This is a genomic window from Ruegeria sp. CE8, from assembly GCF_056537465.1.
Genome location: NZ_JBQFRP010000008.1, coordinates 177,016 through 201,960, shown reverse-complemented (window position 1 = coordinate 201,960; position 24,945 = coordinate 177,016). Strand labels below are relative to the sequence as shown.

Genomic DNA, 24,945 nt, shown 5'->3' with positions numbered 1-24,945 from the left:
AACTCTCTGGGAGGAGAACCAATATCGACGAAAGACTGTTGGAGAGTTGTAAGCCGAAACGGGCATCGACCTCGTCTATGATGTCAACGAAAGCAACGAAACGCTAAAAACCAAACTGTTGGCCGGAAACGCAGGCTATGGCGTTGTCGTGCCTTCAGCCTCATTTTTTAAACGCCAAATTCAGGCACGTGTCTTTCAGCCATTCAACATGACGAAACTGCCCAACGCGAACCATCTTTGGGGCGCGATCCGCAACAGAACGGGCGTCTACTCTGGCGTAACTGACCATTCCGTCACCAATATGTGGGGCCCACCAGAATCGGCGTGAACCTTCCCCGCGTGCGCGAGTTTCTTAGGGAAGATGCTCCCATCGGTTCCCGGGAGCTGGTCTTTAACCCAAAGTACATGGAAGAACTGTCCGAATTTGGCGTCCACTTCCTGGATGCACCAACGGAAATCATCCCGTCTGCGCTGAAATACATCGGCGAAAACCTGATTGCACAGGACACAAAGGGCTGCGACCGGAATGTGAACGAAAATCAAGTCAGGTATTTCAAGGCAATCGTGCCATTGCGGCTTCTGACCTTGAAGGTGGTCGCAAATTTGGTCGCGTTGGCAAAAGGTTCCGAGTGTCCGCCTGTTGGAAACGGCCAGTTGCTATTGGATAGCACTTGCCTTGGATTGCGCCGCAGGCTTTGTAGCTGACCCAGCCACCTATTTTCTGCGATCTAGGCGAGCAACTGGAATATGCGGCTGATCAGAAGCTTTCCCTCAATACTATCTATCAACTAGATATATTGTAATTAAACACATCGCCCCAACACCTGTAGAAGCATCGCCGAAACAGGAGATATCACTATGACAAAGAAGATCACCATAATCGGCGCCACCGGGCATCTGGGCCATCGCGTTACCACCAAGCTCATCGAAAAAGTCGCGGAAGTGACCGCCATCGTGCGGGACCCGAAAGCGGCAAAAACAAAGCTGCCCGCAGGGGTTCACCTTGTGCAGGGAGATGTATCTGATCCGGCCAGCCTGGTATCAGCTTTGCAAGGGACTGAGACGCTTTACATCACACTGAACACCGAGTCGCTGGACACCACCCTGCCCTTCCACACCGAACGGGAAGGCGTGATCAATATCGTCGCGGCAGCAAAAGAAGTCGGCGTTCAGCACATCATGCAAATTGCAGGTGTTGACTATGCCTATCCCGAGTTTTCAACCGAAGGCTTGGCATATGGAACCAATGCGATCCGCAAGCATGGGATCGACGCCATCAAAGCGTCCAGTATCCCTTATACATTCTTCTATTGCTCGTTCTTTCTGGATTCACTACCCAAGCTTTTGATGGATAACCAACTGGCCGTGATCGGAAATCACGTCCATCCGATCTGGTTCACAAACTCCAGCGACTTGGCGGAACTGGTGTTCAATGCCATCGGCAATGATGCGGCCAAAAACAAAGAATTCGCGGTTCAGGGCCAGCAAGCCAAAACTTACACCGAAGCGGCGACCGAATTTTTGGAGACTTACGCCCCCGAGGCAGAAGTCATTCAATTGCCGATGGAGGCGGTTGGACAGATGGGCCTGCCGGAAGATCAGGCCACTTTTATTGAGCACGTTCTGACATTCGTTCAGCAACTGAAGGAAGAACAAGTGGCCGGTGAAACATGGGAGGCTCTTGGCGCGCCAAAATACACGATCTCCTCATTCGCCAAAGAGCTTCGCGAGGAAGCTTAAGCCGAAGCAGAGTTCTGAATATTGGCGGATTTTGTCAGTTTTTTCACCAGATTGGCGGTTGCCTGGCCCATCGGCCTTTCGAATGACCAGACCATATCCACCGCGCGCTCGGCATAAGGTTTGGTCTCGAATTGCAGCGGCAGGATTTTAAGGGCGCCAGTTTGAATGAAGGCATCTACCGCATGCAAGGGCAGCGCCGACCACCCCAGGTCGGCCTGCACAAGCTCGATGGCCTCGGCTGTGGTACTGACCTGCCAGATCGATGGCGAGGCCTTAAGGATCGCACTGTTGGGATTATCGGCCTCTTTCAATAAGATCTGACGATGCAGGCGCAACTCCTCCCATGAAACCGACGACATATTCGCCAGCGGGCTTTCCGGATGGCTGACGCAGACCAGCCTCAGAGTTCCCAACGAGCGAAAGTCGAGCGCTTCTGGGATACCCTCGGGTTCCAGAATAATACCCAGATCCACCGCGCCCTGAACGACCAGCCGTTGAATTTCCCCGGCGGTAAATGACTGGATTTCCACATCAACGGATGGGAATTCAACGCTGAACGCGCGGATGATCTCTCCTAGGTTGGCCAGCTTGATATGCGGCGCCATGGCAAGCGTGATGCGGTTCTCTACGGTCATGGACAAGGCATCGGCAACGGCCAGAAACCTGCTGCGGCGTTCCAACAGAATTTCAGCCTGCGAGATCAACGCCTCACCAGCCTTGGTCAGGGTCGGGTACCTTCGGCTACGGTCGAAAAGCGTCAGATCCAAATCGACCTCAAGATTGGCAACCAATGTGCTGATCACCGATTGCGCTTTTTTACATTTTCGGGCTGCCGCGGAAAATGACCCCTCGCCGTGGGTTGCGACGAATGCCTCTAATTGCTCAAACGATGCGCGCATAGCGGTGCTCTGCCATCTATCTATTTACCATATGGTATCCACCTTTATTGATCTCTCCACCCAAGTACAACCGTTACAAGGACATAAATTCAGGAGAACACACATGAGCTTTGGCGGTCGGGTTGTACACGCAGTACTGTTTGAGGTCTTCGCGCTTTTGGGCATTGCGCTATTGCTGCCGATGATCTCGCATGTTGATGTCCACAAAACACTGATCCTAGGTGTGTTCTTTTCTTTGGCAGCGATGCTGTGGAACGTGGTTTTCAACACAGGGTTCGATTGGTACCTAGCGAACATCCGCAGAAACACGCACAAGTCGGCGGCGGTGCGGGTTGTTCATGCTTTGCTGTTCGAGGGGACATTTGTCGCGCTGACCCTGCCTGTTCTTGCCTGGGCCCTGGGTCTGACAATAAGGGGCGCAATGAAACTGGAAGCAGCGCTGATCGTGTTTATTCTCATCTATACATTTTTCTTCAATATTGTGTTTGATTGGTGTCGCGTGAAACTCACCAACCCGACGGTGTGTTGACCGGGCAAATTGTAACCCCGCGTCGTCGACGCCGAGTGAAAACAACCCGTCGCGGAATACAAGATTTGACGACATCCGGCCGGTTTGATCGAGCGCCCGATGCCAAGTCTTTCTATCCGTTTGCGGACACTTGTTCGCATTTGCCGCCCAGTGAATTGTCCCAGAATGCGTTCGGGAACGGTCAGCTCAGGTCTTCACCTTTTTGGCACCGTTAAGGTCTGCCTCGAGTAGCGATTTCAATTTTGGACGCCAGACGTCTGCCAAAGCGTCTTCACGTGTCACCAACGAGATGTTTCGAAACAATGGCCGAGGCTCACAGGGCAAGACAAGAACCTGGTCTGCACCGTAACGAATGACATCCGCTTTTGGCAAAAGCGCGTATCCGATCCCGTGTTTGACGCAGTTCACGATCGTTTCGATATTATCCAGGATGATCACATCATCGGACTTCAATTGCATTTGGTCGCAATGTTGGGCGATCAGTTTTCCAATGCCCGACGACGGGATGAAGTGCAGAAAGGGATAGGCTTGAGATAGCTCAGCTAGCCCGCCGGCCTTGCTGTACAATGGCGCTGTCACCACCATCTCTTCGCGGATAAGCGTTTCGCAGCACAGCCCATATGTTGCTTCGGAAATTTCCGTTACAACAGCCGCGTCCAGTTGGCCGTTTCGCACCTGTTCACACAATGCCTCGGACAGTCCTGTACTTGTGCCGAACACTGCTTTTGGAGCCATCTTCGCGGCACTCGTGAGAAATCTGGGCAAGATCCGAGCGCCAGCAGAAGGGACAAATCCGATCCGGTAGGACCCCGTTAGTTCATGCGTTGACACGCAGCGCGATTTCAAAACCGAAAAGGCATCGACTATGGTCTTTGCGTCCTGGGCAACCCGAATTCCCAACGGGGTCAGCTTGGGCGGTCGGTACCTGCGATCGAACAATCGAGCCCCAAGTTCTTCTTCCAAGGACTTCATCTGCATGCTCACCGCCGACAACGTCATGTTTCGGATTTCCGCTGTGCGAGTGAAAGAGCTTTGTTGCGCGATAGTAACCAGAGTTTCAAAGGCTGAAATTTGCATAAATTCAACAAACTTTAATTTAATGACAAAGTAAATTCGATTGAAAAAAACATGTCATACCTCACATACTCGTGAGCAGAGAGGATGACCCAATGTTTGATCAAGGAACAAATTCGTATCAGGCAATTGCTCGCGAACTGGCCGCCGGGTTTGCAGAACGAGCGGGTTATTGGGATGAAAACCGCACGTATTGTTGGGAAAACGTGCGCGAACTTACCGAAGCCGGGCTTATGGGGATGACGATCCCGACAAAGTTCGGGGGGCTGGGAGCCTCGTATTTTGACGTGGTTCTGGCGGTCGAGGAAATCGCCAAAGCCTGTGCACTGAGCGCCCGGATCGTGGTCGAGGCCAATATGGGCGGCATCAGCGCAATCATGGCGTACGGAACAGACGAACAGCGCGCCTTTGTAGCTCCGCTTGTCCTTTCAGGTGATAAGCCCGCAATTTGCATAACAGAGCCAACCGCGGGCAGCGCTGCGACCGAGATGCAGACGACCGCCCGGCGTGTTGGCTGCAAGTACTTGATAAACGGCACAAAACACTGGATCACGGGTGGCGGCGTTTCGAAGCTTTATCTGATTTTTGCGCGCGTTTTGGATGACGACGGAAAAGACAAAGGGATAACTGGTTTTCTGGTTCACTTTGACCCTGAAAACGGCATCGCCCCCAAAGGGTTCGATGTGATCCGCCACGAGCGGACCTTGGGTCTTTGCGGTATGCCCGAAGCTGAGTTGCGCTTTTCCGATCTGGAAGTTGATGAGCGGTTCGCACTGATAACTCCCTCAGGGATAAAACGCGGCTTTGCGGATCTAATGACCGCATATAACAGTCAGCGTGTTGGCGCAGGAACAGTTGCCATGGGCATTGCATCAGGTGCGCTGGAACATGCAAAAAGATACCTGCGCGAACGTCACCAATTTGGCCGCCCGCTGCAGGAGTTCCAGGGCCTACAATGGATGATTGCGGATATGGACACAGCGGTTCATGCGTCTCGTCTGATGTTGCACGAGGCTGTGCAAGCATTGGGTTCAGCTGGTTTTCCTGACATGATGATGGCGGCTCGGGCAAAGGCATTCGCCTCCGAACAGGCGGTGAAAGTGGTCAATGACGCCCTGCAAATTTTCGGTGCCCGTGGATATGGTGCCCAGGAACCGATCGAACGGATGTATCGCGACGTCCGAATGTTCACAATCGGTGGCGGCACTGCTCAGATTTTGAAAACACAGGTCGCAGGTTCGTTGTTGGGTATCAAAACACCGCAAACAAGGGATGGATACGCAAAGCTCGCGGGTCGGTCCTCATTTACGAACTAACCTGACGCCCGGTTCTCGCTATAAGCTGTTCGAGTTTGACACGTTTATAAACACGCATGACGGGTGAGGCGCCCAACATGGTTTCGCACAGAAATAGACATTTTCTTTGTTTAAATGGCTCAAAATAAAGTTGCCACCCGAGCCCTTTTGAAGGCTGGATGGCAACTCAGTAGAAACTGTGCGGGGTAGCCGGCCAAGCAGCGCCTGAATTTCAACGGCGCTTGTACAGAAACAAAACCTGACCGGTCGTCGTTTTATCTAATGTGCTTCCTCCTATTGCGGCGATAGCTGCGTTGGTGATTTCGTATTAGTCCTGATTGCTCCAGTGATCACCATTTTTATAGTCATCGCGACGCTCTTCCGCGCGGTCCTGGGCATCTTCAAAGTTGTCTTTCTGGATCGCGCCGCCCACAGCACCAACTGCAGCACCGGCCGCAGCGCCACCTACGATGCTTTCGCCCGCAATACCGGCAACGGTGGCGCCGACAACCGCGCCTTTGATGGCTTTGTCAGTGACGTAGTCCGCCTGCGCTGCGGCCGCCATTGTGATCAGGATTGCTCCGGAGATTGGTGCGATAAAGAGGTTCTTGTTTGAGGTCTTCATTGGGTTCATCCTTGTTCTGGTCAGCAACCACTGCGGCTGCCGTGTGCCCATGAACTAGGTGGCCCGATGGCGGGAATTCTTTTGGAGATGGGACAAGGTTTTGTGGATCCTGGACATCTTCAGGATCTGTGGGTTTCAAAGAACAAATGGACTTACCGACCGGCCTTTCGGAACCTGGCGGGCGTCTCACCCGTCCAGCGCTTGAACGCCACCGAAAAAGCCGCCTGATCTGCAAAACCAAGCATGAAAGCTACGCGCGCGACACCCTCGCCACTGCGCAGCATTCGTTTGGAAAGATCACACAGCACGCCTTCCAACAGCTGCTTAAAGCTTGTGCCCTCGGCTGACAGGTGACGTGTCATCGTACGCCGGGTAAGCCCAAGCTCGCCGGCTATTTCATCCCCGTTCGGGATTGGCCCGGGAAGGCGTTCGCCAAGCATGCCCACGATGCGGTCAGCGAGGCTCTTGACGACGTCCGGTTGGGCTTTCAACTGCTCTTCTCCGTGCTTGCGCAGGTGCCCCAGCAAGGTAGGGTCAGCGGTCGGGATCCGAAAACTCATGCCGTTCGAAGGTAAGCACAGCGCGTAACCCGCTTTGAAACCTTCCACGGCACAACCCGCCATCTCGGCCAGAAATCGGCAATGCTCGGCGTCGTCCGTTTCAAGCTCGATCGAAATGGGTCCCAGCCCGCCAGACGTGATTTGTTGCACGCGCCTATAGAGACCAAACAACAACATTTCGCGATGTCGAGGATATTGATGAGCTGGGATCACGTTACTTTCCAGCGTGATCTTTGGAGCATCCGGCGCTCCGACCACGTATAGTCGCAGATCCGGGTCCTGCATCGCGTAAAACCGCTGGGTCATTGCCAATGCGTCTTCAATCGTTTCGGCAGCCCGTACGATATACGCAAGCAGCGTTCCGGGGCCTTGCGCGGACAAACCAACGTGAGCGGCAAAAGTCTTGTCTTCAAGCACTCGGCACGCGGTCTCAACTGCCCCCGCTTCATGCAGCAGCTCCACAGTCGCATCGGGCCCTTCGATCACGTCCGACGGGGCCCCCGCCATTTCAAGAATTTCAGGAAACGGAATGCGGGCACCGGGCTGCTGCGCGTAGAGACGCCCGACATGTTGCAGTCTGTACGCGCTGATGCGTGGCACCTGTGCTTCCTCCCCTGACAATGCAGGCAATTGTCCAGAAGCCAACAACAAATGTCCAGAACCCAAAGGATCGCCAGCGAGATGGTGGTTAGTTCGCGGTCATCAGAAAGGAAAAGACCATGATCTACTTCGCAAGGTACTACCGCGTTTTCAAAGCAATCCACGCGTCCGCAAAAAATGAGTGGTCCGGCGCAAATGTCCACGTGCCGCTGAAACGGGCACTTGGCGAGAAAACGCCTAAGGGGCCTCGTTGGGACCCGCCCTACGTCCCGCCGCAACAGCCCTCTGAACCGACACAACAACCAACCGGAAGCTGACCTTCCAATCGTTCAAAACACTACAGCCGCATCCTGGCTGCGTTAGCAAAAGGACCTGAAACATGAAACCACCTGCGTTCCTGATGGCCGCCGCACTCGGCGTCATCTCAACCCCCGCCTTCGCCGCTGGCGGCGACCCCCGTTGGTGGGTCGCGCCCGGCCAGACCGACAGCTACGCCTGGGTCGGCCTGATCGTTTTCTTCCTGGCGATCCTGCTGATCGTTCACCTCTATGCCCGCTTTGACCGTTACACCGAGCACAAGGCAATCGGCACGCCCCTGCGCACAACTATTCCAGTAATGCTGAGTGTCGCTTTGGCTTACGAACTGATGCCGGCCTTGAGCCATTTCAGCAATCTGTTGCCGGCTGCCCTGATCCTGACCGCAATCGCCCGCGACTTCATGCTGTGGTGGCGCCCATCCGATGAGGAGACGGTAAAATGATCGAACTTCTCGTTACATCCTTCCCGTTCGTTCTGCGCGTGATTTACCTGAAATGGCGCGGAATACCCGTTACTCTATATAACGTGCATCGGGCGATCTTTTTGTGGTTCGTGCTGGCCCTGATCGTCTTCTTCGCCGTGTTCTATTACTACCCCAAGTCCTACACAGGCCTTGTGCCGTTCAGAACCGTTCCGGTTGTGGCCGAGAATGGCGGAACAGTCACAGAAGTCTATGTAAAAGGTGGCGATCTCGTAGAGCCGGGTGATCCGTTATTTGCAGTCGAGAATTCGTCCGAAAAAGCTGCCGTGGATTTCGCAACGCGTAAAGTTGAGGAAATCCAAAGCGCGAAACTGGCCGCTGAACTTCAGGTCGAAACTGCGCAGGCCGTGCTGGACGCCGCAGTGACCGCGAGGGAACAGGCAGAGCTTGTTCTGATGGATCATCGCGCCCTTCAAGCCAAAAGTTCCGCCGCATTCCAGGTGAGCCAGTTGGAACGGGCCCAGGCCACACTGGAAACCCGGGAAGCGGAAGTTGAGGCTGCTACAACTCAATTGGGTGTGGCGCAGGTTCAGGCGACTGCCGTGTTGCCGGCACAGCTTGCATCTGCTCGCGCGTCGCTGAAACAGGCCGAGGTGGAACTGGCCAAAACACTCACGCTCAGCTCTGTCGATGGAGTTGTCGAGCAGGTCACGCTCAACGTCGGATCACGCGCAGCCCAGGCAGCGATGAGCCCCGCCATGCTGATTGTACCGGACCGAAAAGATGTTGAGCGCGGACGTATCGTTGCCGGGTTCTCGCAGGTCTCGCGCACCGAGTTGTACGAAGGCATGGCGGCTGAAGTGGCCTGCGAAAGCAACTTCAACATTTCGATGCGCAATACCATCTTGCCTGCGCGGATCGTGCGTATTCAGGACTCGATCTCTTCCGGCCAACTTGCACCCAGCGGTCGCCTGATCGAGCCCAGCGAAAAGGTGAAACGTGGCCAGATCGTCGTACATCTTGACCTTGTGCATCCGGAACACCGTGACCTTCTGGTTCCAGGCAGCGGTTGTATTGTGCAGTCCTACACCACCAACCTGGAAGGCAATATGGAAGGCACAATTGTCGCGCACGGAATCCAGGCCATGGGGATCATCAAGGCAGTTGGCCTGCGGATCAAAGCGTGGTTTGGCCTAACTTCTGGCATCGGATTGATCGGCGGTGGACACGCTTGATCTCCCAGCAAAAAACCTGACTAAAGCCCGCGTCTCCCAGCGTTTGCAGGGAGACGCATTTATTGGTGCATTTTGTGATATTTTGCGTAAACAAGACGCTCGAAACCGGTCATTTCTAGGCTGGGTCCGCTACCGCAGTCTGTTGGGCCAGAAAACCACGGTAACCAACAAGAACTATCAAATCGTAAGCCCAGACCTAAAAAACAGTCCTTTAGCCGCCAACGTAAACACCATCCTTTGGGCGGTAGAAGATCTTTTGATCGTGGAGCCGACCAAGAAGATCTTGAATGCGATGAAGGGCGTCTTCCCTTTCCGCCTTATCGTCTTCATTTTCGTCAGCGGCCTCATGCGACAATGAATTCAAGGCTCGCCTCAGTGAGACTTCTATAAGATCAATGTCCTCAACAGACAGTTCGAACATATCGTTGTATTGGGGCATAACAGGACTCCGACTATGCGCATGCCACTAGAGTGCCTTGTGGGCGGTTTGTTTTCCAGCTTTCCTCGTCTGTCGTTCAATTCCGCCCCGCCAATGGGCGTTTCTTTGCCCCGCAGACCCGCCAAGACAATCCTGATCTTCTCTTCGGCTGAGTAGTGCTTGCGCGTCTTACGCTTGATGCCCTTGACCAACTTGTCAGCGGCGTCCTTCGATGTTCTGGTTTTCTTGGTCATCTTCGCTCCATATAGGCTTCGATGAACCAGAAATCCTTCGTTGCTCAAACCCGTAAATCCGTCCGGAAGGGGCTGACGTTAGACAGAAATCCTCAGATCATAAGTGGACCGCAAAGAGTGACGCAACGATCCTTGAGGTTTTGATTGTCCTGACAATCATTACCATGATTGCGGCTGTGGCGGGGCCGCGTTTGATTGGTTATCTAGGTCGAGCGAAGTCCGAGACTGCCAAGTTACAGGTGAAACAAATCGGCGGCGCATTGCAGCTGTTCGATATTGATACCGGTCAATACACAGCCAACTCCGAAGATCTCAATGTTCTAATCAGCTCTCCTCCGGGGGACCCATCCTGATCGGGCCGTATCTGGATAATGCGGACGGGATGATCGATCCTTGTGGTCGTGCCTATATCTATACAGAACCAGACGATCAGGGCCAGCCGCGTGTAAGCAGTCTTGGCCGCGACGGTGCGCGCGGCGGCAGCGGAGAAGATGCCGGCGTCGCTTCAAATTAGCACACAACTGGAAATAACGTGGTCGACATGCGCTGCCGCAATCGCGACAAGCCATCGATAACTCACCGCCTGATGGACTGAGGCGAAGCGCTTGCCAATGGATTATTGCCGGCGCGTTTCGGCCCGCGTGATCCAGTCGGCTCCGGCATAAGCGATGGTAAGCACTTGGATCTCTTGCGCGTCCTCATCAATCGTAAAGGCAATGACGGCGCGACGGGCGGCTGGAATGGCACGCAGGCCAGGTAAAATGTGATCCCGCCGAGACCCTTTATGTGGCAAGTCCTGCAACCCCTGCGCAACGCGCGCGATTTCGTCGAGTTTGCGGCGCGCTGCCCGAGTCCCCGCGTAGTCCGAAATCAACTCTGCAATCAGACTTAGATCATCGGCGACTGCAGGGTGGTAACGCAGGCGGTAGGTCAATCGGAGGGATCCAGCCCGCGAATGGCGGCTGCGAACACACTGTCATGATCAACAAATGCTTCACGCGGAGTGTCTGCACGGCGTCGGATTTCATCAGCCATAGCCTCAAGCGCGGTTTCGCGGGCTTGCTCATCCTCGATCATCCTCTCAACTGCGGCAGCCACCGCGGCAGAGGCCGAAGCATAGACACCCTCACCCACCTTATCCTTAAGAAACTGGTGGTGCCGGTCAGTAAAGCTGAGCGTGGTTTTGACGGTCATCGAACCTTCCTTTCGAAGTAATACTTGGTCATACCTACAATCAAGTCAAGTGGCAGAACGCTGTGTCCGTCAGAGGATTTGAGTTTTTCAGACAAGGGAGAAACCCTGAGATCCGCGAACGTGTCGGACATGGATTTCTAGAAACAGTTGCTGAGTGGTGCCGCGCGGGAATAGCGGCAACTTAGCATGTGTTTCTCTACCTGTCCGCTTCGCAAACTTGGTCTCAGGTCTCAGGCAAACTCGACCACGATCCTAAATTGGCGTCCCAGATGTTGCATTTGTGCAAACGGCGTGGCGAATCCACAAAAGAGCGATCAATAAAAAAATAATCTCCTTTTACTTGTGCATATCCTGCCTGAGATGGTGATGGGGAAAAGTCAAAAAATAGGTTGTCGTTCTTTGCGAGCGCAGCTTATGCCCGTCGGTTTTGGCAAAGTCGGTTGCGGAGTGCACGGGTGAAAATCAAATCAAACTTCCTAATTTCTGTTTCATTTTTCGCTTTGATTTCAACACAGTCTCTGGCAGCCCCGACATCTTCGTCAATAGTTGGAGATACTGTTACCAATCCTGTAACCGGCTTGGACACTACGGTCAGCGCGCTTATCGTAGACCCGGCTTCGACCCCAACCGCCGGAACAACGGCCTTTGTGGAAACAGCCGACGGCTACGTTTTTCTCGTGAAAGATGCGGGCGATACGATCTACAATTCTGACAATCCTCCGGCTGCTTTTGAAATTGTTTCCATAACCGGAACGACGGCACAAATCAGCAATTCGAGTGCTTCGGGCACGGCCAGTTTGTCCACCCAATTGACCGTTTCGCAGTACAACAGCAGCTTCAACAGTTCCGGCACTCCGGGTGGCGTGACCGCGCCGGTGGATGTCTCGGGACCAAATGGCGTGGATCAGGTTGTTTACGGTCAGGACGGAAGCAACGGTCGGGATGGCGCATTGTTTGTACCGCCAAGTTCAGGCGGCAATGGTGCCACAGGGCCCACTCAGACAAAAACCCTGAGCGGGGATGTCAATGCCACCAGTAACATTGGATGGCAGGTTGGCAGTGTCGGAGGCGACGGCGGGAACGGCGGTGACTCGTATCTGAGCTTTTGGGACGGGCGCGATGGTGGCGACGGTGGCAAAGGGGGCACGGTCAACGCGACGCAGGCGGCCAGCAGCACCATTCAAACGTCAGGTTCCGGCAACAAGGGTATTTTCGCGTTTAGCCGCAGCGGTGAGGCCGGAAACGGCGGCAGCGGTTTCGCGGCCCCGGGCGGCGGCACCGGCGGACACTCGGCCGACGGGGGTAATGTCACGGTCACCCAAGAAGGTACGATTTCAACAACCGGAGATTCCGCCGACGGCATCTACGCGCTTAGCGTGTCGAACAACGGCGGCAATGGTGGCTCTCAGTGGGGGCTGGTCGGGTCCTCTGGTGACGGCGGATATGGCGGCAACGGCGGAACTGTAACAGTCAACACCAAGTCCGGCGCCAGCATTTTAACGACTGGGAATTACGCAAACGGTATCTATGCTCAGTCGGTCGGTGGATCGGGCGGGTCTGCGGGAACAAGCGGAAACCTGTTGGTGTCGCTTATCGGCGGCGCAGATAATGGCGGCAATGGCGGTGAGGTGATTGTCTCGCACGCTGGTGCCATTGAAACCCGCGGCGATTTCTCGCGCGGGATTGTTGCACAGTCGGTCGGCGGCGGCGGCGGTTCGGGCGGAACCGCAGGCGGATTGGTTTCGCTATCGCTGGGCGGGGTCGGATCGAACGGCGGCAGCGGCGACGATGTCAGCGTCAGAATCGAGGGGACTGGCACTATTCTGACCTCAGGAACCGGCGCGGACGGTGTCATGGCTCAATCCATTGGCGGTAGCGGCGGTACTGGCGCGAACTCATATGGACTTGTCGCGATCGGCGGAACCGGGTCCAGAGGCGGATCAGGCGCTGCAGTCAGTGTAAGCAATTTTGGAAGCATCGTGACAGGTGGCGACGGTGCCCGAGGTATCATTGCCCAATCCATCGGCGGCGGCGGCGGAGACGGCGGATCGTCCGGCGGCATGGTCTCGGTTGGGGGTAACGGCAGTGGCGGTGGCGCCGGTTCGGACGTGACCATCGTGAATGACGGGATCATCACCACAACCGGAGACGATGCGATGGGCATTCTGGCCCAGTCTATCGGTGGCGGCGGCGGCAATGGCGGGTCGTCCGGATCTGTCGGTGCATTCGTTGGTGTGGCAATCGGCGGTGACGGCGGTAGCGGCGGCGCAGGTGGTGACGTCAACGTCACCTTGTCCAACACTGACAACACCCAACCGTCATCCATCCAAACATCGGGTGATCGCTCGACGGGTGTCTTTGCTCAATCTGTCGGTGGCGGTGGCGGCAATGGCGGTGGCGCAGTTTCAGTCGCCGTCGGCGCATTTGGGGCCGCGTCAATTTCGGTTGGGGGTTCCGCTGGTGATGGCGGAAATGGCGGAGAAGTCACTCTGACCGGCACCAATTCGGCATCTGTGCAGACCAGTGGGGATGATTCCGTTGGGATCTTGCTGCAGTCGGTCGGCGGCGGTGGCGGTAATGGCGGATATGCCGTTTCAGTCGCAGTGTCCGGCGGTCCGGTTTCCGGATCACTGGCCGTTGGGGTTGGCGGAGACGGCGGCACGGGCGGCATAGGCGGGCCTGTTACCGTTGGCCAATTCAACAGCAGCGGTGTTGGCACGGCTGCGGGTTTCGAAGGCACCGTTGTCACCACCGGCAACCGCTCGACCGGTATGTTGTTCCAGTCCGTCGGCGGCGGCGGCGGTAACGGTGGTTTGGCTGTCGCAGCGACCGGAGGTGCCTCGGCTCTGTTTTCCGGAAATGTCTCTGTTGGTCTCGGCGGTCAGGCCGGCAGCGCCGGGGATGGTGGTCTCGTCCGCGTCTATACTAATGCGGACATAACGACGACGGGCACGAACTCCAGCGGGATGATCGCGCAATCCGTCGGAGGTGGCGGCGGAAACGGCGGCGGCAGTATCGCTGCCGGGATCAGCGCAAGCGCAGGGGCCGCAGTCGGAATTAACGTTGGCGTGGGCGGAGACGGCGGCGGCGCAGGAATTGGCGGTGACGTCACCCTGATTGCCGGCGGAAATACAATTGAAACCAGCGGCGCATTCTCCAGCGGTGTCGTCGCACAGTCCGTTGGCGGCGGTGGCGGCAACGGCGGTTACAGCGTCGGGGCCAGCGCTGATTTCGGCGGTGCGGCGGCGGGATCTGTCAGCGTAGGTCTTGGCGGAAAAGCAGGCGGCGGTGGCGCGGGCGGCGCGGTGACCGCGCAGGTTGACGCGGACGTCACAACGCGCGGCGACGATTCCGGAGCTGTGATCGTGCAATCCATCGGCGGCGGCGGCGGCAACGGCGGATTTAGCGTTGCGGCTGGTCTGGCTGCGGGCGGTGCAGGTGCCGGCACCGTTGACGTCGGTCTGGGCGGCGACGGCGGCAGCGGCGGCATCGGCGGGACCGTCACTGGTGTTCGTGTGAATGGCGATGTTCGCACCGAAGGGCTGCGCTCGACCGGGGTGGTAATCCAATCCATCGGCGGTGGAGGCGGCAATGGCGGCTTCAATGTTACTGCGGGCGTCGCAGCGGGTGGTGCCGGTGCCGGTACAATCGGAGTCGGTCTGGGCGGAGATGGCAGCACAGGCGGCAACGGTGGCATTGTCGAAGGTCAGGTTGCAGGGAATGTCACAACGCTGTCCGACAATTCAGGCGGCGTCGTGTTCCAGTCTATTGGCGGCGGCGGCGGTAATGGCGGTTTCAATGTCACTGCAGGGATTGCGGGAGCAGGCGCAGGTGGAGGTGCCGTCACCGTGGGCCTTGGCGGCGACGGATCCGGTGGCGGGATTGGCCAATCAGTAACCGGGCGTGTCACAGGGACAGTCACCACGGTTGGCGCGGATTCCACGGCCGTGTTGGCGCAATCCGTTGGCGGCGGCGGCGGTAACGGCGGCTTCAACGTCAGCGCTTCGCTAGCTGGCGCGGGTGTGGCCAGCGGCGCTGTATCGGTTGGACTTGGCGGTAATGGCGGCAGCGGCGCGGTCGGAGGAACAGTCGAGCTTACCACAACACAAAGTGTTACCACGACCGGAGACCGGTCGTCCGGTGTTGTCGCCCAATCCATTGGCGGCGGCGGCGGTAACGGCGGCTTTAACGTTTCAGGCACTGGCAGCGGTGCAGGCGTCGGCTCGGGCGCAGTCAGCGTCGGGCTGGGCGGCACAGGAGATGGCGGAGGAAACGGTGGCACTGTTTCCCTGACTTCAAACGGGAAAATCCTGACCCAAGGTGACTCTGCTACAGCGTTTCTGGCACAGTCGGTTGGTGGCGGCGGTGGTAACGGCGGCTTTAACGTCAGCGCGTCAGTCCAGGGATCGGGCACCGCTGGCGGTGCTGTCTCTGTTGGTCTGGGCGGCTCGGGCGCAGGCGGAGGTGACGGCAACACGGTCATCGCGACCTCCAACGATGCGGTTGAAACCCAAGGCGATCAATCTTCTGGCGTCGTAGCGCAGTCTATCGGTGGCGGCGGCGGCAATGGCGGGTTCAATGTTTCCGCTGTGATCTCTGGCGCAGGAACGGCGAGCGGCGCAATCGGTGTCGGGCTGGGCGGCTCGGGCGACACGGGCGGTGACGGTGGCAATGTCACGCTGACGTCAAACGGAACTATTTTGACCGATGGATTTGCCTCAGGCGGTTTTGTTGCACAGTCCCTCGGCGGCGGCGGCGGCAATGGCGGATTCAATGTCTCCCCGACTATCTCTGGCGCGGGAACCGCTGCGGGGTCGCTGTCAGTTGGCCTGGGAGGGTCAGGTGACGCCGGAGGCAACGGCACCCAGGTCACGGCCAAAACAACGGCGAATGTTGTAACCAAAGGCGACGCGTCCGTAGGTATTCTGGCCCAATCCGTAGGCGGCGGCGGTGGTAACGGTGGCTTCAATGTTTCGCCCTCCATTGCGGGCGCTGGCACCGGCGCAGGAACTGTCACCGTCGGTTTGGGTGGTTCTGGTGGCAGCGGCGGCAATGGTGGCATTGTTGGCCTGACCGTCGAAAACAGCGTTCGGACCGAAGGCGCGCAGTCGAGCGCAATTGTCGCGCAATCCATTGGCGGCGGCGGCGGCAATGGCGGCTTCAACGTATCTGCTTCCCTAACCGGTGCAGGTACTGGGTCCGGTGCCGCCGCTGTGGGGCTGGGAGGTCGCGGAACAGGTGGCGGCGACGCGTCTGCGGTAACTGCGAATGTCACCGGAAACATCGTGACATTGGGCGAAACCTCTACTGGCTTGTTAACACAATCCGTTGGCGGCGGCGGCGGCAATGGCGGAATGAACATTTCAGTCGCTGTTGCGGCTGCAGGAACCGGATCGGGCGGCGCATCGGTCGGCCTTGGCGGGGCATCGGGAACGGGCGGTGATGGCGGTACCGCAGAGGCGACTCTGACCGGGAACGTTTCGACACAAGGCGGCGACTCGGGCGGTGTCATCGTTCAAAGCCTTGGCGGCGGCGGCGGAAACGGCGGCATGAATGTCTCGGCCACCGTCACGGTGGCTGGCACCGGCAGCGGCGGTGCATCCGTTGGACTTGGCGGCAGCGGCGGCAGCGGCGGCAACGCGGATACTGCCAAAGGTACTGTGGTGGGCAACGTCACAACTGCTGGCGACAATTCAGGTGGTGTTCTTGTGCAATCTGCTGCAGGCGGCGGCGGCAATGGGGGGCTGAACGTCTCGGCGGCCGTGAACCTGTCGGGCACCGGCGGCGGAGCAGTTGGGGTCGGCATCGGTGGCTCAGGCGGAGATGGCGGCAATGCCAGCTCCGCTACGGGGTCGGTCACCGGGGATGTTGCGACTGCAGGCGAGAATGCAACTGGCGTTCTGGTTCAATCCGTAGGCGGCGGCGGCGGCAATGGCGGCCTCAACATCTCGGGCGCGATCAGCATTGCCCGCACCGGGTCTGGCGCTGCCGGTATCGGTGTCGGCGGATTTGGCGGCAGTGGCGGCACAAGCGGCGTAGTCGACAACACCTACGCGGGCGATGTCAGCACGGCCGGTTCCCGATCTGCCGGCATAGTCGCACAAAGCCTCGGCGGCGGTGGCGGCAATGGCGCTACGAACATCTCTGGCGCGATTTCCGTTGCCAGCAATTTCTCGGGCGGCCTTGGCATCGGCGTTGGTGGGTTTGGCGGCGACGGTGGCGCGGCGGATAACGTCACGCAGCGTGTCACCGGGAATGTCACGACAACCGGCGACGACTCGGTCGGCATACTGACGCACAGCCTTGGCGGCGGCGGCGGCAATGGTGGCACAAACATCTCGGCCGCCCTGTCCCTGTCCCGAACAACGAACGCGGCAGTGGGAATTGGCGTCGGCGGGTTTGGCGGCGGCGGCGCAAATGCCGGTACGCTGGTCCAATCGACCATTACAGGTGGCGTCAGAACCGAAGGTGACCGCAGTACAGGTATTCTGACGCAGAGCCTTGGCGGCGGCGGCGGCAATGGCGGCACAAACATCTCGGCATCGCTTGGCATCAGTCAGCAAAACGGTGGCTCTATCAGCTTGGGTGTTGGCGGCTTCGGCGGCGGAGCTGGTAATGGTGGCAATGTGACAAGCACCCTCCGATCCAACACGGGCACTAGCGGCGCAACCTCGGTTATTACGACGGGTTCGGACAGCATCGGCGTCATGGCTCAGTCCGTTGGTGGTGGAGGCGGCAATGGCGGTCTCAACGTTTCCGGCGCGGTCAGTCTGACTGGCAAATCCGGAGCTGCAGTTGGTCTAGGCCTTGGCGGCTTTGGCGGTGGCGGCGGTGATGCCGGTACGGTCTCACTGGACGTAGAAAGCGACGTGGTAACCGCAGGTGACGGATCACACGGCGTGTTCGCTCAAAGCCTCGGCGGTGGCGGTGGAACCGGCGGCGTGAACATCTCGGGCACTTTGTCTCTCACAAAACCATCGGGATCCGATACGATTTTCTCAGTCGCCGCAGGCGTCGGAGGATTCGGTGGATCGGGCGGTGACGCAAGCGCGGTCGATCTGGACTACACCGGAAGCGTTCAGGCGGTTCCGATGGTTCAGCAAACAGACGGCTCTTTCGCAGTTGATGAAAGCAAGGGGGCAAGCGGCATTATCGCGCAATCCCTCGGCGGCGGCGGTGGCAATGGTGGTACCAACGTATCGGGCGGACTGGCGATTAGCGGAAAACCCGGCGCCGGCCAGACGGATAGCAGCAAGTCCTACGCAGTTGTTGTTGGTGTCGGCGGTTTCGGCGGCGGCGGCGGTGATGCCGGAAACGTGGATGTGGATATCGAGGCCGGAAGTACAATCAGGGCGCATGGCACCGGGCAATCCGGTCTGCTGGCGCAATCCCTTGGCGGTGGCGGCGGCAATGGCGGGATGAACGTGTCCGGAGGGATAGTCTCGGACAGCTCGCTGATTGTTGGCGTTGGCGGATTTGCAGGAGATGGCGGCAAAGCTGGTGATGTAACGGTTACATCGCAGGCCGACATCACGGTGACAACCAACCCCGACGACATCTCGATCCCGGACGACACTACCTTCGAAGACAAACTGCGCGATTTCCTTGGGGACACGATCGTCGACGAGACCGAAGAACTGGCGTCGACCTTCGGACTGGAACGTTTGTTCATAGATATGGGCGTCTTCAACGAAGAAAAGCAGGATACTGACGGCTCGGCAGGTCTTATGGCGCAATCCATCGGCGGCGGCGGTGGCAATGGCGGCCTGAACGTTTCCGGGGGCATTGCCCTCAGCAAAGACGGCAAGATCCCTTCGGTGACCTTTGGTGTTGGTGGCTTTGGTGGCGACGGCAATGTTTCGGGCAATGTGACCGTGGACCATACCGGCGCTGTTTCAGTAGCTGGCAACTGGAAGCACGGTGTTCTGGCGCAGTCCATCGCTGGCGGCGGCGGCAACGGTGCGTTGAACGTGACCGGACAACTGAACTATGGCGACTCGAACAACTCCGACGGCAAGACCGATCTGAGCATCGTCGGTGGACTGGGCGGTCACGGTGGCACCGGCGCGGATGCGGGTGATGTATCCGTCACGCAAACCGGCAATATCGCGACAAACGGGTACCATGCCCGCGGTGTCTTTGCCCAAAGCATTGGCGGCGGCGGCGGCACTGGCGGGATCAATGCGACCTTTGTCGGCACCAAGGACAGCTCTCCTATAGCAATGGGCATTGGCGGCTTCGGCGGGGGCGGCGGTGATGCGGGCGATGTCACTGTGGCACGCGGCACTTCAGTCGCGACAGCCGGCACCATCCAGACTGACGGCGTTGGATCGCACGGCATTGAGGCTTCCAGCATCGGCGGCGGCGGCGGTGATGCCGGGATCAATGCTGTAGTAGGTATCAGCAAAACCACCGGCAGTCAGAGCAACGGCGGCACCGGCGATTCAACCGACCGCAAAACGCCGACCAACACGGGGGTCGATGACTCCGTGATTTCAAATTACAACGCCGTTCTGGATGAGCTGGAAGGCAAGGTGAACCCCGCAGATTCATCCGGCAACAAAACCGGTGTTTCAGCTGTAATTGCTATCGGCGGCGATGCCGGAACAGCGGGAGACGGCGGCACTGTGGATATAGATCACTATGGCGATGTCATCACCTTGCAAGACAGCAGCCACGGGATATTCGGTCAGTCCATCGGTGGCGGCGGCGGTAACGCTGCCCTGAACCTTGGCATGACCTACGAGCTGGCTTCGGATGCAACCAACAAAGGCTTTGGCCTGGCCATCGGCGGCGGGACTGGCGAAGGCGGTATTGGTGGCTCGGTCGATGTCCGCAACACAGGTAACATCACCACAAGTGGCGCTGACTCTCATGGTCTGTTCGCCCAGTCTGTCGGCGGCGGCGGCGGCAACGCGGGCTATAACTCTGCCTCCACATCGGTAGATGGCGGCAACGTGAACATTCAGATCGGTCGGACAGGTGGCACCGGTGGAAGCGGTGGCGATGTCTATGCAAGTTCGAACGGCGTCGTTCGCACCTCGGGCAACCGGTCCTACGGCTTCTTCGCACAGTCCATCGGCAACGGCGGTGGCAACTCGTCCTCGACCTCTATCAGCATTGGCACGCCAAAAACCGGCGACAGCAAAGGCAACAAGGCCAGCCTGTCCGTTGGGCTTGAAGGCGGTACCGGAGGCGCGGCGGGCGACGTTACGGCTGCGGTAGCAGGAACTGTGGCCACGGAAGGTTCGGATGCCCACGCCGTGTTTGCTCAGTCCGTTGGCGGCGGCGGTGGCAATGGTGGCAAAGCCAGCAACTCCGCCGGCAAGGGCACGTCCGTCGCGCTTTCCATTGGCGGCACGGGCGGCACCGGTGGTTTAGGCGGCAAAGTCGACGTTTCCAACACGGCACGCGTTGCGACCTTCGGAGACCGGTCGGTTGGCCTGATGGCGCAATCCATCGGTGGCGCGGGTGGCACCGGCGGTATGGTGCAGGCGGGCCAGTCAAACCTCGACACCATCAAAGCCGTCGTTAATCCATCGACAGTTGGCACAACTATTTCGGTCAACATTGGTGGCACAGGTGGCGACGGTATGACGTCGGACACGGTGACTGTCGTTAGCGACGGCATCATCACAACCGAGGGCACGATGTCTCATGGCATTTACGCACAGTCAGTCGGTGGCGGCGGCGGTATGGGTGGTCTGGTTGAAAACCGGATTATCAGCCTGCGCAAAGACATCGGTAACACCGCGACGCTGTCCATTGGTGGCAATGGTGGGACCGGAGCTATGTCTGCAGCTGTTTCTGTCACCAACCGCGACATGATCCAGACGACAGGCGACAAGTCCATTGGCATCTACGCGCAGTCTGTCGGCGGCGGCGGCGGCGATGCGCAACAGGTGCGCAACATCATATTGGGTCGGTCATCGGACGGGGCAACGACAAATGCCATTCTGATCGGTGGCACTGGTGGCACCGGCGGGTCCGGTAGCACGGTGACCGTCGTCAACGAAGCCGACGCCACAATTCGCACGACCGGTAGGGAAAGCCACGGCATCTTTGCGCAATCCATCGGTGGCGGCGGCGGCAACGGTGGCTCCACGATCTCGGTCGACGGGCGCTATGGCGGGGCCGAGGCCAGCACACGGCGGGCCTTGCAATTCGGCCTGGGCGGTTCAGGTGGAACTGGCGGGACCGGCGGCAATGTCTCGGCAACCAATACCGGAACGATTATTACAACTGGTGATGGTGCTCATGGTATCTTTGCGCAGTCCATCGGCGGCGGCGGCGGCAATGGTGGCAGTTCGATCACCGGAACGCTGCGCCTGAAGACGGGCGACAGCAGTTCTCCGACGGCGCAGTTGAACATCGGCGGTTCAGGCGGAAGCGGAAATGTTGCAGGCAACGTGGTCATCACGAACAACGGCGACATCCGGGTCGACGGCGCCGGAGCTTATGGCATCATGGCACAGTCCGTTGGCGGCGGCGGCGGCAATGGCGGACTGGCCGTTGCGATGGATGTCAACGACCTCAAGAACACCATGACCGGCAAGTCCTACTCGAAGATCGCCATTGGCGGATCCGGAGGAGACGGCGCTGATGGCGGCGACGTTACGGTCAACCATACGGGCTCTATCGTCGTGAACGCTGAGAACGGATTTGGCATCTACGCGCAATCCGTCGGCGGTGGCGGCGGCAACGCCGGGTATTCGGTGTCATCCCCGCTGGTCTCGGCGCTTGACTACACGATCTCACAGGCGTTGGGCGCGCGCGAAGGGTCGACCGGCACCGTGGGCACTGTGACTGTCAATTCGACCGGAGACATTCTGGTCAAAGGCGCAGGCAGCGAAGCTGTGTTTGTCCAGTCCGTGAACGGGGGCGGTGGCAATGTCGATACGTCTGTCGATTTCACCGGGTCCACTGCTGGCGCGACCGGCACCGTAATCCACAGCGATATCGCACTGGGGGGCGATGACGTGTCAGGCATGGCCGGCAATCAGGTTATGCAATCGCACAAGGGCAACATTGCCACGACAAGCAATATGTCCACGGCCCTGATGCTGCAGAGTATCGGCGGTGGTGGTGGTACGTCCGCGACCACAGTGGGTATTCAGGACGGCGACGGCATAGATATAACCGCCCGCCTGGGTGCGATAAATACGGACGACGCCAGCGGCGGAAACGTAGATGGCAGTCGGGCTGGTGATGTGGGCACCGATGGCGCCTTCTCGTCTGCAGGTACGACGCAGTCCATTGGCGGTGGCGGCGGTAAGCTGGTTCTGAACAGCGAAAGCGATGGCGGCGCAAGTACCGACCGGAGCGCGTCGGTCATTCTTGGTGCTGATCCCAGCTTCAGAAACGATGGCGGTGACATCAATCTGTCCCTAAACGGCAACGTTTTCACCAGCGGTGATCACGCCTTTGGTCAAAGCGTCCAAAGCATCGGTGCCGGCGGCGGTGAAGCTGTTGTTTCTGGTTTGGAGCGCATCGACGTAACGCTAGGCGCGCAAGATGACTCGACCGGCGACGGTGGAAGCATCGATACTGCCAACACAGGTGATGTGACCACCACTGGTAAAGGCTCGCACGGGTTTGTTCTACAAAGCATTGGTGGTGGAGGCGGCCTTGTATCCACCGACCTCGACGCCAGCCAGGTTTCAGTGAATCTGTCGGCGGCCAATGGTGGAGACGGCGGCGAGATTAAATTCGCGCAGACCGGCAATATCATGTCGACCGGGGAAAATGCGATTGGGGTCGTTGCCCAATCCCTTGGCGGCGGTGGTGGTATCGTTGACTCGGTGTTCCGCGGTTCGGCCGGCGGCGTCGGCTCGGGTGGCGCCATTGAACTGAATGTGGATGGAAACGTCCTCTCGGTTGGCGAAGGGGGCATCGCGGTGTTCGCTCAATCCAAAGGACGCGACGGGGCGGACACAATGGCACTTGGGCTGGACGGCGTTGTCATGGGCGGCACCGGTCAGGTGGACTCGGTGGCTTCGATCATCTTGGACGGTGGCACCAACAATGTTCTGACTTTGTCTGAAAACTCTGTCCTGCTTTCGAGAAACGACCAGCTGTTGAATGCAAGCGACGGCAACGATCAGGTCACGCTTGCGGGCAAGGCGCTTGGGAACCTGGATCTTGGTGCGGGTACGAACGGCCTGACGATTGAGGAAGGTGCAACATTCTATGCACTGGATACGGTCAATCTGGGTGCCGCCGGACAAATGCAGGTGGACGGCAATCTGGTTCTGGGGAGCAATTGGAGCCTTAACGGAACTCTGTCCCCAACGGTTCAGTCAACCAACTTTGCATTCAGCGACAATGTCAGCCAGGTCACGAACGTCACTGGGAGCCTTGCCTTTGGTGCGACAGCAACATCGGTCTTCGACGTGTACTTCCTAACCTCGGGAGCATCCGGCGGTCGTAGCGACCTCATCAATGTTTCAGGGAATGCCACGATGGGCGGGACGCTGACGCCCCAGCTCAACACACTTCAACGCGCCCTGCCCCTGGTCATTATCAATCCTGAAGGAACCGTTTCGGATGCCGGAACGACAATACAGGACACGGTTGTATTGGATTACTCGATTGGCCTGAACGGCTCGACTTCGGACGGCAGTTCGATAGACCTCGTGATTACTCCGGACTATTCGACACCGGGCATGAATGCGAACCAGGCAGCGATCGGCGATTACATCAATCAGATTCTGAACGGACAAGGATCAGCTGCGCAAGGTGAGTTGTTCGCGTTGATCGGCAATATGCAGACAGAGGCCGAAGTTATTAACGCAATCGACAGCTTTACAACTGCGGATTACGCTGCAGATGCGGTGGATGCGTATTATGGCACACGAGTATTTGCCGAAGCTCTGCACAATTGCGAACGCTACACTGAATACCAGTCAGGAGACGATCCGCGCCGCTGCGTCTGGTTCGCGGGCGGCAGGTCCTTCTTTGACCGCGAGCAGACCGGAATTTATGACGAGTTGGATATCAACAACACCAACCTGTCCGCAGGCTTCCGACTGCCGGTCGGCGATGACCTCTACGCCGGATTTGCTTTGGGCCATGATCAGATCAGTCTTCGCAACGGGACACAGTACAACGCGACAGGTGATCGCTATAACCTCGGAGCGTCGCTCACCAAGTATATCGCCTCTTGGGAACTCGCTGCGATGCTCTCTGGTGGGTGGTCGGACTATGACACCGTTCGTTCGGGCGGGATCAGTGGAACCCTGCCAAACGGAACGGTTGTCGACACAATCGGCGTCAGCTCGATCAAGCACAAGATGAACCACCAAAATCTGCGCCTCAGCCTTGCCTACGATTACAGGTTTGCTGGCGGCAAATCCTACCTAAAACCGGAACTTGTATTGGACGCGACGCGCCTAGCCACAGAAAGCAACGGTAAGGCAACCCTGTCCGGCGTGTCGCTTCAGGATAGCAGCGACATGATCTATTCGATGACACCCTCGCTGGAAATCGGGACAGAACAGTATCTCACGTCTACACAGAAACTGCGCGCAAGCCTTCGTGCAGGTGCCATAATCTCGTCTCGTGACACAGTTTCGGTCAGCGCGGGCTTTTCAGGCGCAAGTTCTGCCGATGGCGGGTTTTCGAACACCAGCTTCATCGGCAACAAGCAAGGTCTGGTGTCCGCGGAATTGGGCCTCTACGCTATGGATGACAGCAGTTTCGTAAATCTCAATCTCGATCACATGTTCGGGGATTCCACCGAAAGCCTGCAAGTCAGCCTGGGGATCGGGGTCAAATTCTAATC

16 protein-coding genes and 1 pseudogene are annotated in these 24,945 nt (G+C 58.1%); 10 read left to right on the top strand and 7 right to left on the bottom strand.

Annotated elements, in window-relative coordinates; all coding sequences use genetic code 11:
• The first annotated feature begins 324 nt into the window (after positions 1-324).
• On the top strand, positions 325-705 hold the full coding sequence (locus tag ACR0AA_RS14675; RefSeq protein ID WP_480664688.1) for a hypothetical protein: 381 nt from the start codon (positions 325-327) through the stop codon (positions 703-705).
• Between the two features lie 153 nt (positions 706-858).
• Complete coding sequence (locus ACR0AA_RS14670; RefSeq protein ID WP_480664689.1) at positions 859-1,740, top strand: SDR family oxidoreductase; 882 nt, start codon at positions 859-861, stop codon at positions 1,738-1,740.
• Here the strand turns inward: ACR0AA_RS14670 and ACR0AA_RS14665 are convergent.
• A complete protein-coding gene (locus ACR0AA_RS14665; RefSeq protein ID WP_480756325.1) occupies positions 1,737-2,639 on the bottom strand; it encodes a LysR family transcriptional regulator in 903 nt (300 codons plus the stop codon). The genes ACR0AA_RS14670 and ACR0AA_RS14665 overlap by 4 nt on opposite strands.
• On the opposite strand from ACR0AA_RS14665, the gene ACR0AA_RS14660 reads away from it, so the two are divergent.
• A complete protein-coding gene (locus ACR0AA_RS14660; protein ID WP_480664691.1) occupies positions 2,533-3,168 on the top strand; it encodes a PACE efflux transporter in 636 nt (211 codons plus the stop codon). The two genes, ACR0AA_RS14665 and ACR0AA_RS14660, sit on opposite strands and share 107 nt — an antisense overlap.
• Before the next feature lie 186 nt (positions 3,169-3,354).
• Here ACR0AA_RS14660 and ACR0AA_RS14655 read toward each other — a convergent pair whose 3' ends face one another.
• Positions 3,355-4,245, bottom strand: coding sequence for a LysR family transcriptional regulator (locus ACR0AA_RS14655; RefSeq protein ID WP_480756324.1), 891 nt, complete (start codon positions 4,243-4,245; stop codon positions 3,355-3,357).
• 92 nt (positions 4,246-4,337) lie between these two features.
• On the opposite strand from ACR0AA_RS14655, the gene acdA reads away from it, so the two are divergent.
• Positions 4,338-5,558: a 3-sulfinopropanoyl-CoA desulfinase gene (gene acdA, locus ACR0AA_RS14650; RefSeq protein ID WP_480664693.1), complete on the top strand. Its 1,221-nt coding sequence runs from the start codon at positions 4,338-4,340 to the stop codon at positions 5,556-5,558.
• 307 nt (positions 5,559-5,865) lie between these two features.
• Here the strand turns inward: acdA and ACR0AA_RS14645 are convergent, their stop codons facing one another.
• Both ACR0AA_RS14645 and ACR0AA_RS14640 read right to left on the bottom strand, forming a co-directional pair.
• A complete protein-coding gene (locus ACR0AA_RS14645; protein ID WP_480664694.1) occupies positions 5,866-6,162 on the bottom strand; it encodes a hypothetical protein in 297 nt (98 codons plus the stop codon).
• Between the two features lie 152 nt (positions 6,163-6,314).
• Entirely contained in the window at positions 6,315-7,322 is a 1,008-nt protein-coding gene (locus tag ACR0AA_RS14640; protein WP_480756323.1) for a helix-turn-helix domain-containing protein, read from the bottom strand.
• A 379-nt stretch (positions 7,323-7,701) separates the two neighbouring features.
• Between ACR0AA_RS14640 and ACR0AA_RS14635 the strand changes: the two genes are divergently transcribed.
• From ACR0AA_RS14635 to ACR0AA_RS14625, 3 genes are read left to right on the top strand one after another with little or no spacing between them, the layout of a single operon-like run.
• Positions 7,702-8,082 carry a hypothetical protein gene (locus tag ACR0AA_RS14635; protein ID WP_480664696.1) on the top strand — a complete coding sequence of 127 codons (381 nt, stop codon included), beginning with the start codon at positions 7,702-7,704 and terminating at the stop codon, positions 8,080-8,082.
• Positions 8,079-9,296 (top strand): HlyD family secretion protein, encoded by a 1,218-nt coding sequence (locus tag ACR0AA_RS14630; RefSeq protein WP_480664697.1) that lies wholly within the window; start codon positions 8,079-8,081, stop codon positions 9,294-9,296. Before ACR0AA_RS14635 ends, ACR0AA_RS14630 begins: the two co-directional genes overlap by 4 nt.
• Complete coding sequence (locus ACR0AA_RS14625) at positions 9,283-9,654, top strand: hypothetical protein (protein ID WP_480756322.1); 372 nt, start codon at positions 9,283-9,285, stop codon at positions 9,652-9,654. Before ACR0AA_RS14630 ends, ACR0AA_RS14625 begins: the two co-directional genes overlap by 14 nt.
• Before the next feature lie 179 nt (positions 9,655-9,833).
• On the opposite strand, the pseudogene ACR0AA_RS14620 reads toward ACR0AA_RS14625, so the two are convergent.
• Positions 9,834-9,968, bottom strand: a pseudogene (locus ACR0AA_RS14620) (IS3 family transposase); the annotation flags it as partial.
• A gap of 164 nt (positions 9,969-10,132) precedes the next feature.
• Between ACR0AA_RS14620 and ACR0AA_RS14615 the strand changes: the two are divergent.
• Both ACR0AA_RS14615 and ACR0AA_RS14610 read left to right on the top strand, forming a co-directional pair.
• On the top strand, positions 10,133-10,321 hold the full coding sequence (locus ACR0AA_RS14615; protein ID WP_480664841.1) for a type II secretion system protein GspG: 189 nt from the start codon (positions 10,133-10,135) through the stop codon (positions 10,319-10,321).
• Positions 10,258-10,482 carry a type II secretion system protein GspG gene (locus tag ACR0AA_RS14610; RefSeq protein ID WP_480756337.1) on the top strand — a complete coding sequence of 75 codons (225 nt, stop codon included), beginning with the start codon at positions 10,258-10,260 and terminating at the stop codon, positions 10,480-10,482. The genes ACR0AA_RS14615 and ACR0AA_RS14610 overlap by 64 nt, the downstream gene beginning before the upstream one ends.
• Before the next feature lie 102 nt (positions 10,483-10,584).
• Here the strand turns inward: ACR0AA_RS14610 and ACR0AA_RS14605 are convergent, their stop codons facing one another.
• Together ACR0AA_RS14605 and ACR0AA_RS14600 are read right to left on the bottom strand one after the other, a co-directional pair.
• Positions 10,585-10,902, bottom strand: a complete 318-nt coding sequence (locus ACR0AA_RS14605; RefSeq protein WP_480664699.1) for a type II toxin-antitoxin system RelE/ParE family toxin — start codon at positions 10,900-10,902, stop codon at positions 10,585-10,587.
• Entirely contained in the window at positions 10,899-11,162 is a 264-nt protein-coding gene (locus ACR0AA_RS14600; protein ID WP_480664700.1) for a type II toxin-antitoxin system ParD family antitoxin, read from the bottom strand. Before ACR0AA_RS14600 ends, ACR0AA_RS14605 begins: the two co-directional genes overlap by 4 nt.
• A 455-nt stretch (positions 11,163-11,617) precedes the next feature.
• Between ACR0AA_RS14600 and ACR0AA_RS14595 the strand changes: the two genes are divergently transcribed.
• A complete protein-coding gene (locus ACR0AA_RS14595; RefSeq protein ID WP_480756321.1) occupies positions 11,618-24,943 on the top strand; it encodes a hypothetical protein in 13,326 nt (4,441 codons plus the stop codon).
• Positions 24,944-24,945 lie beyond the last annotated feature (2 nt).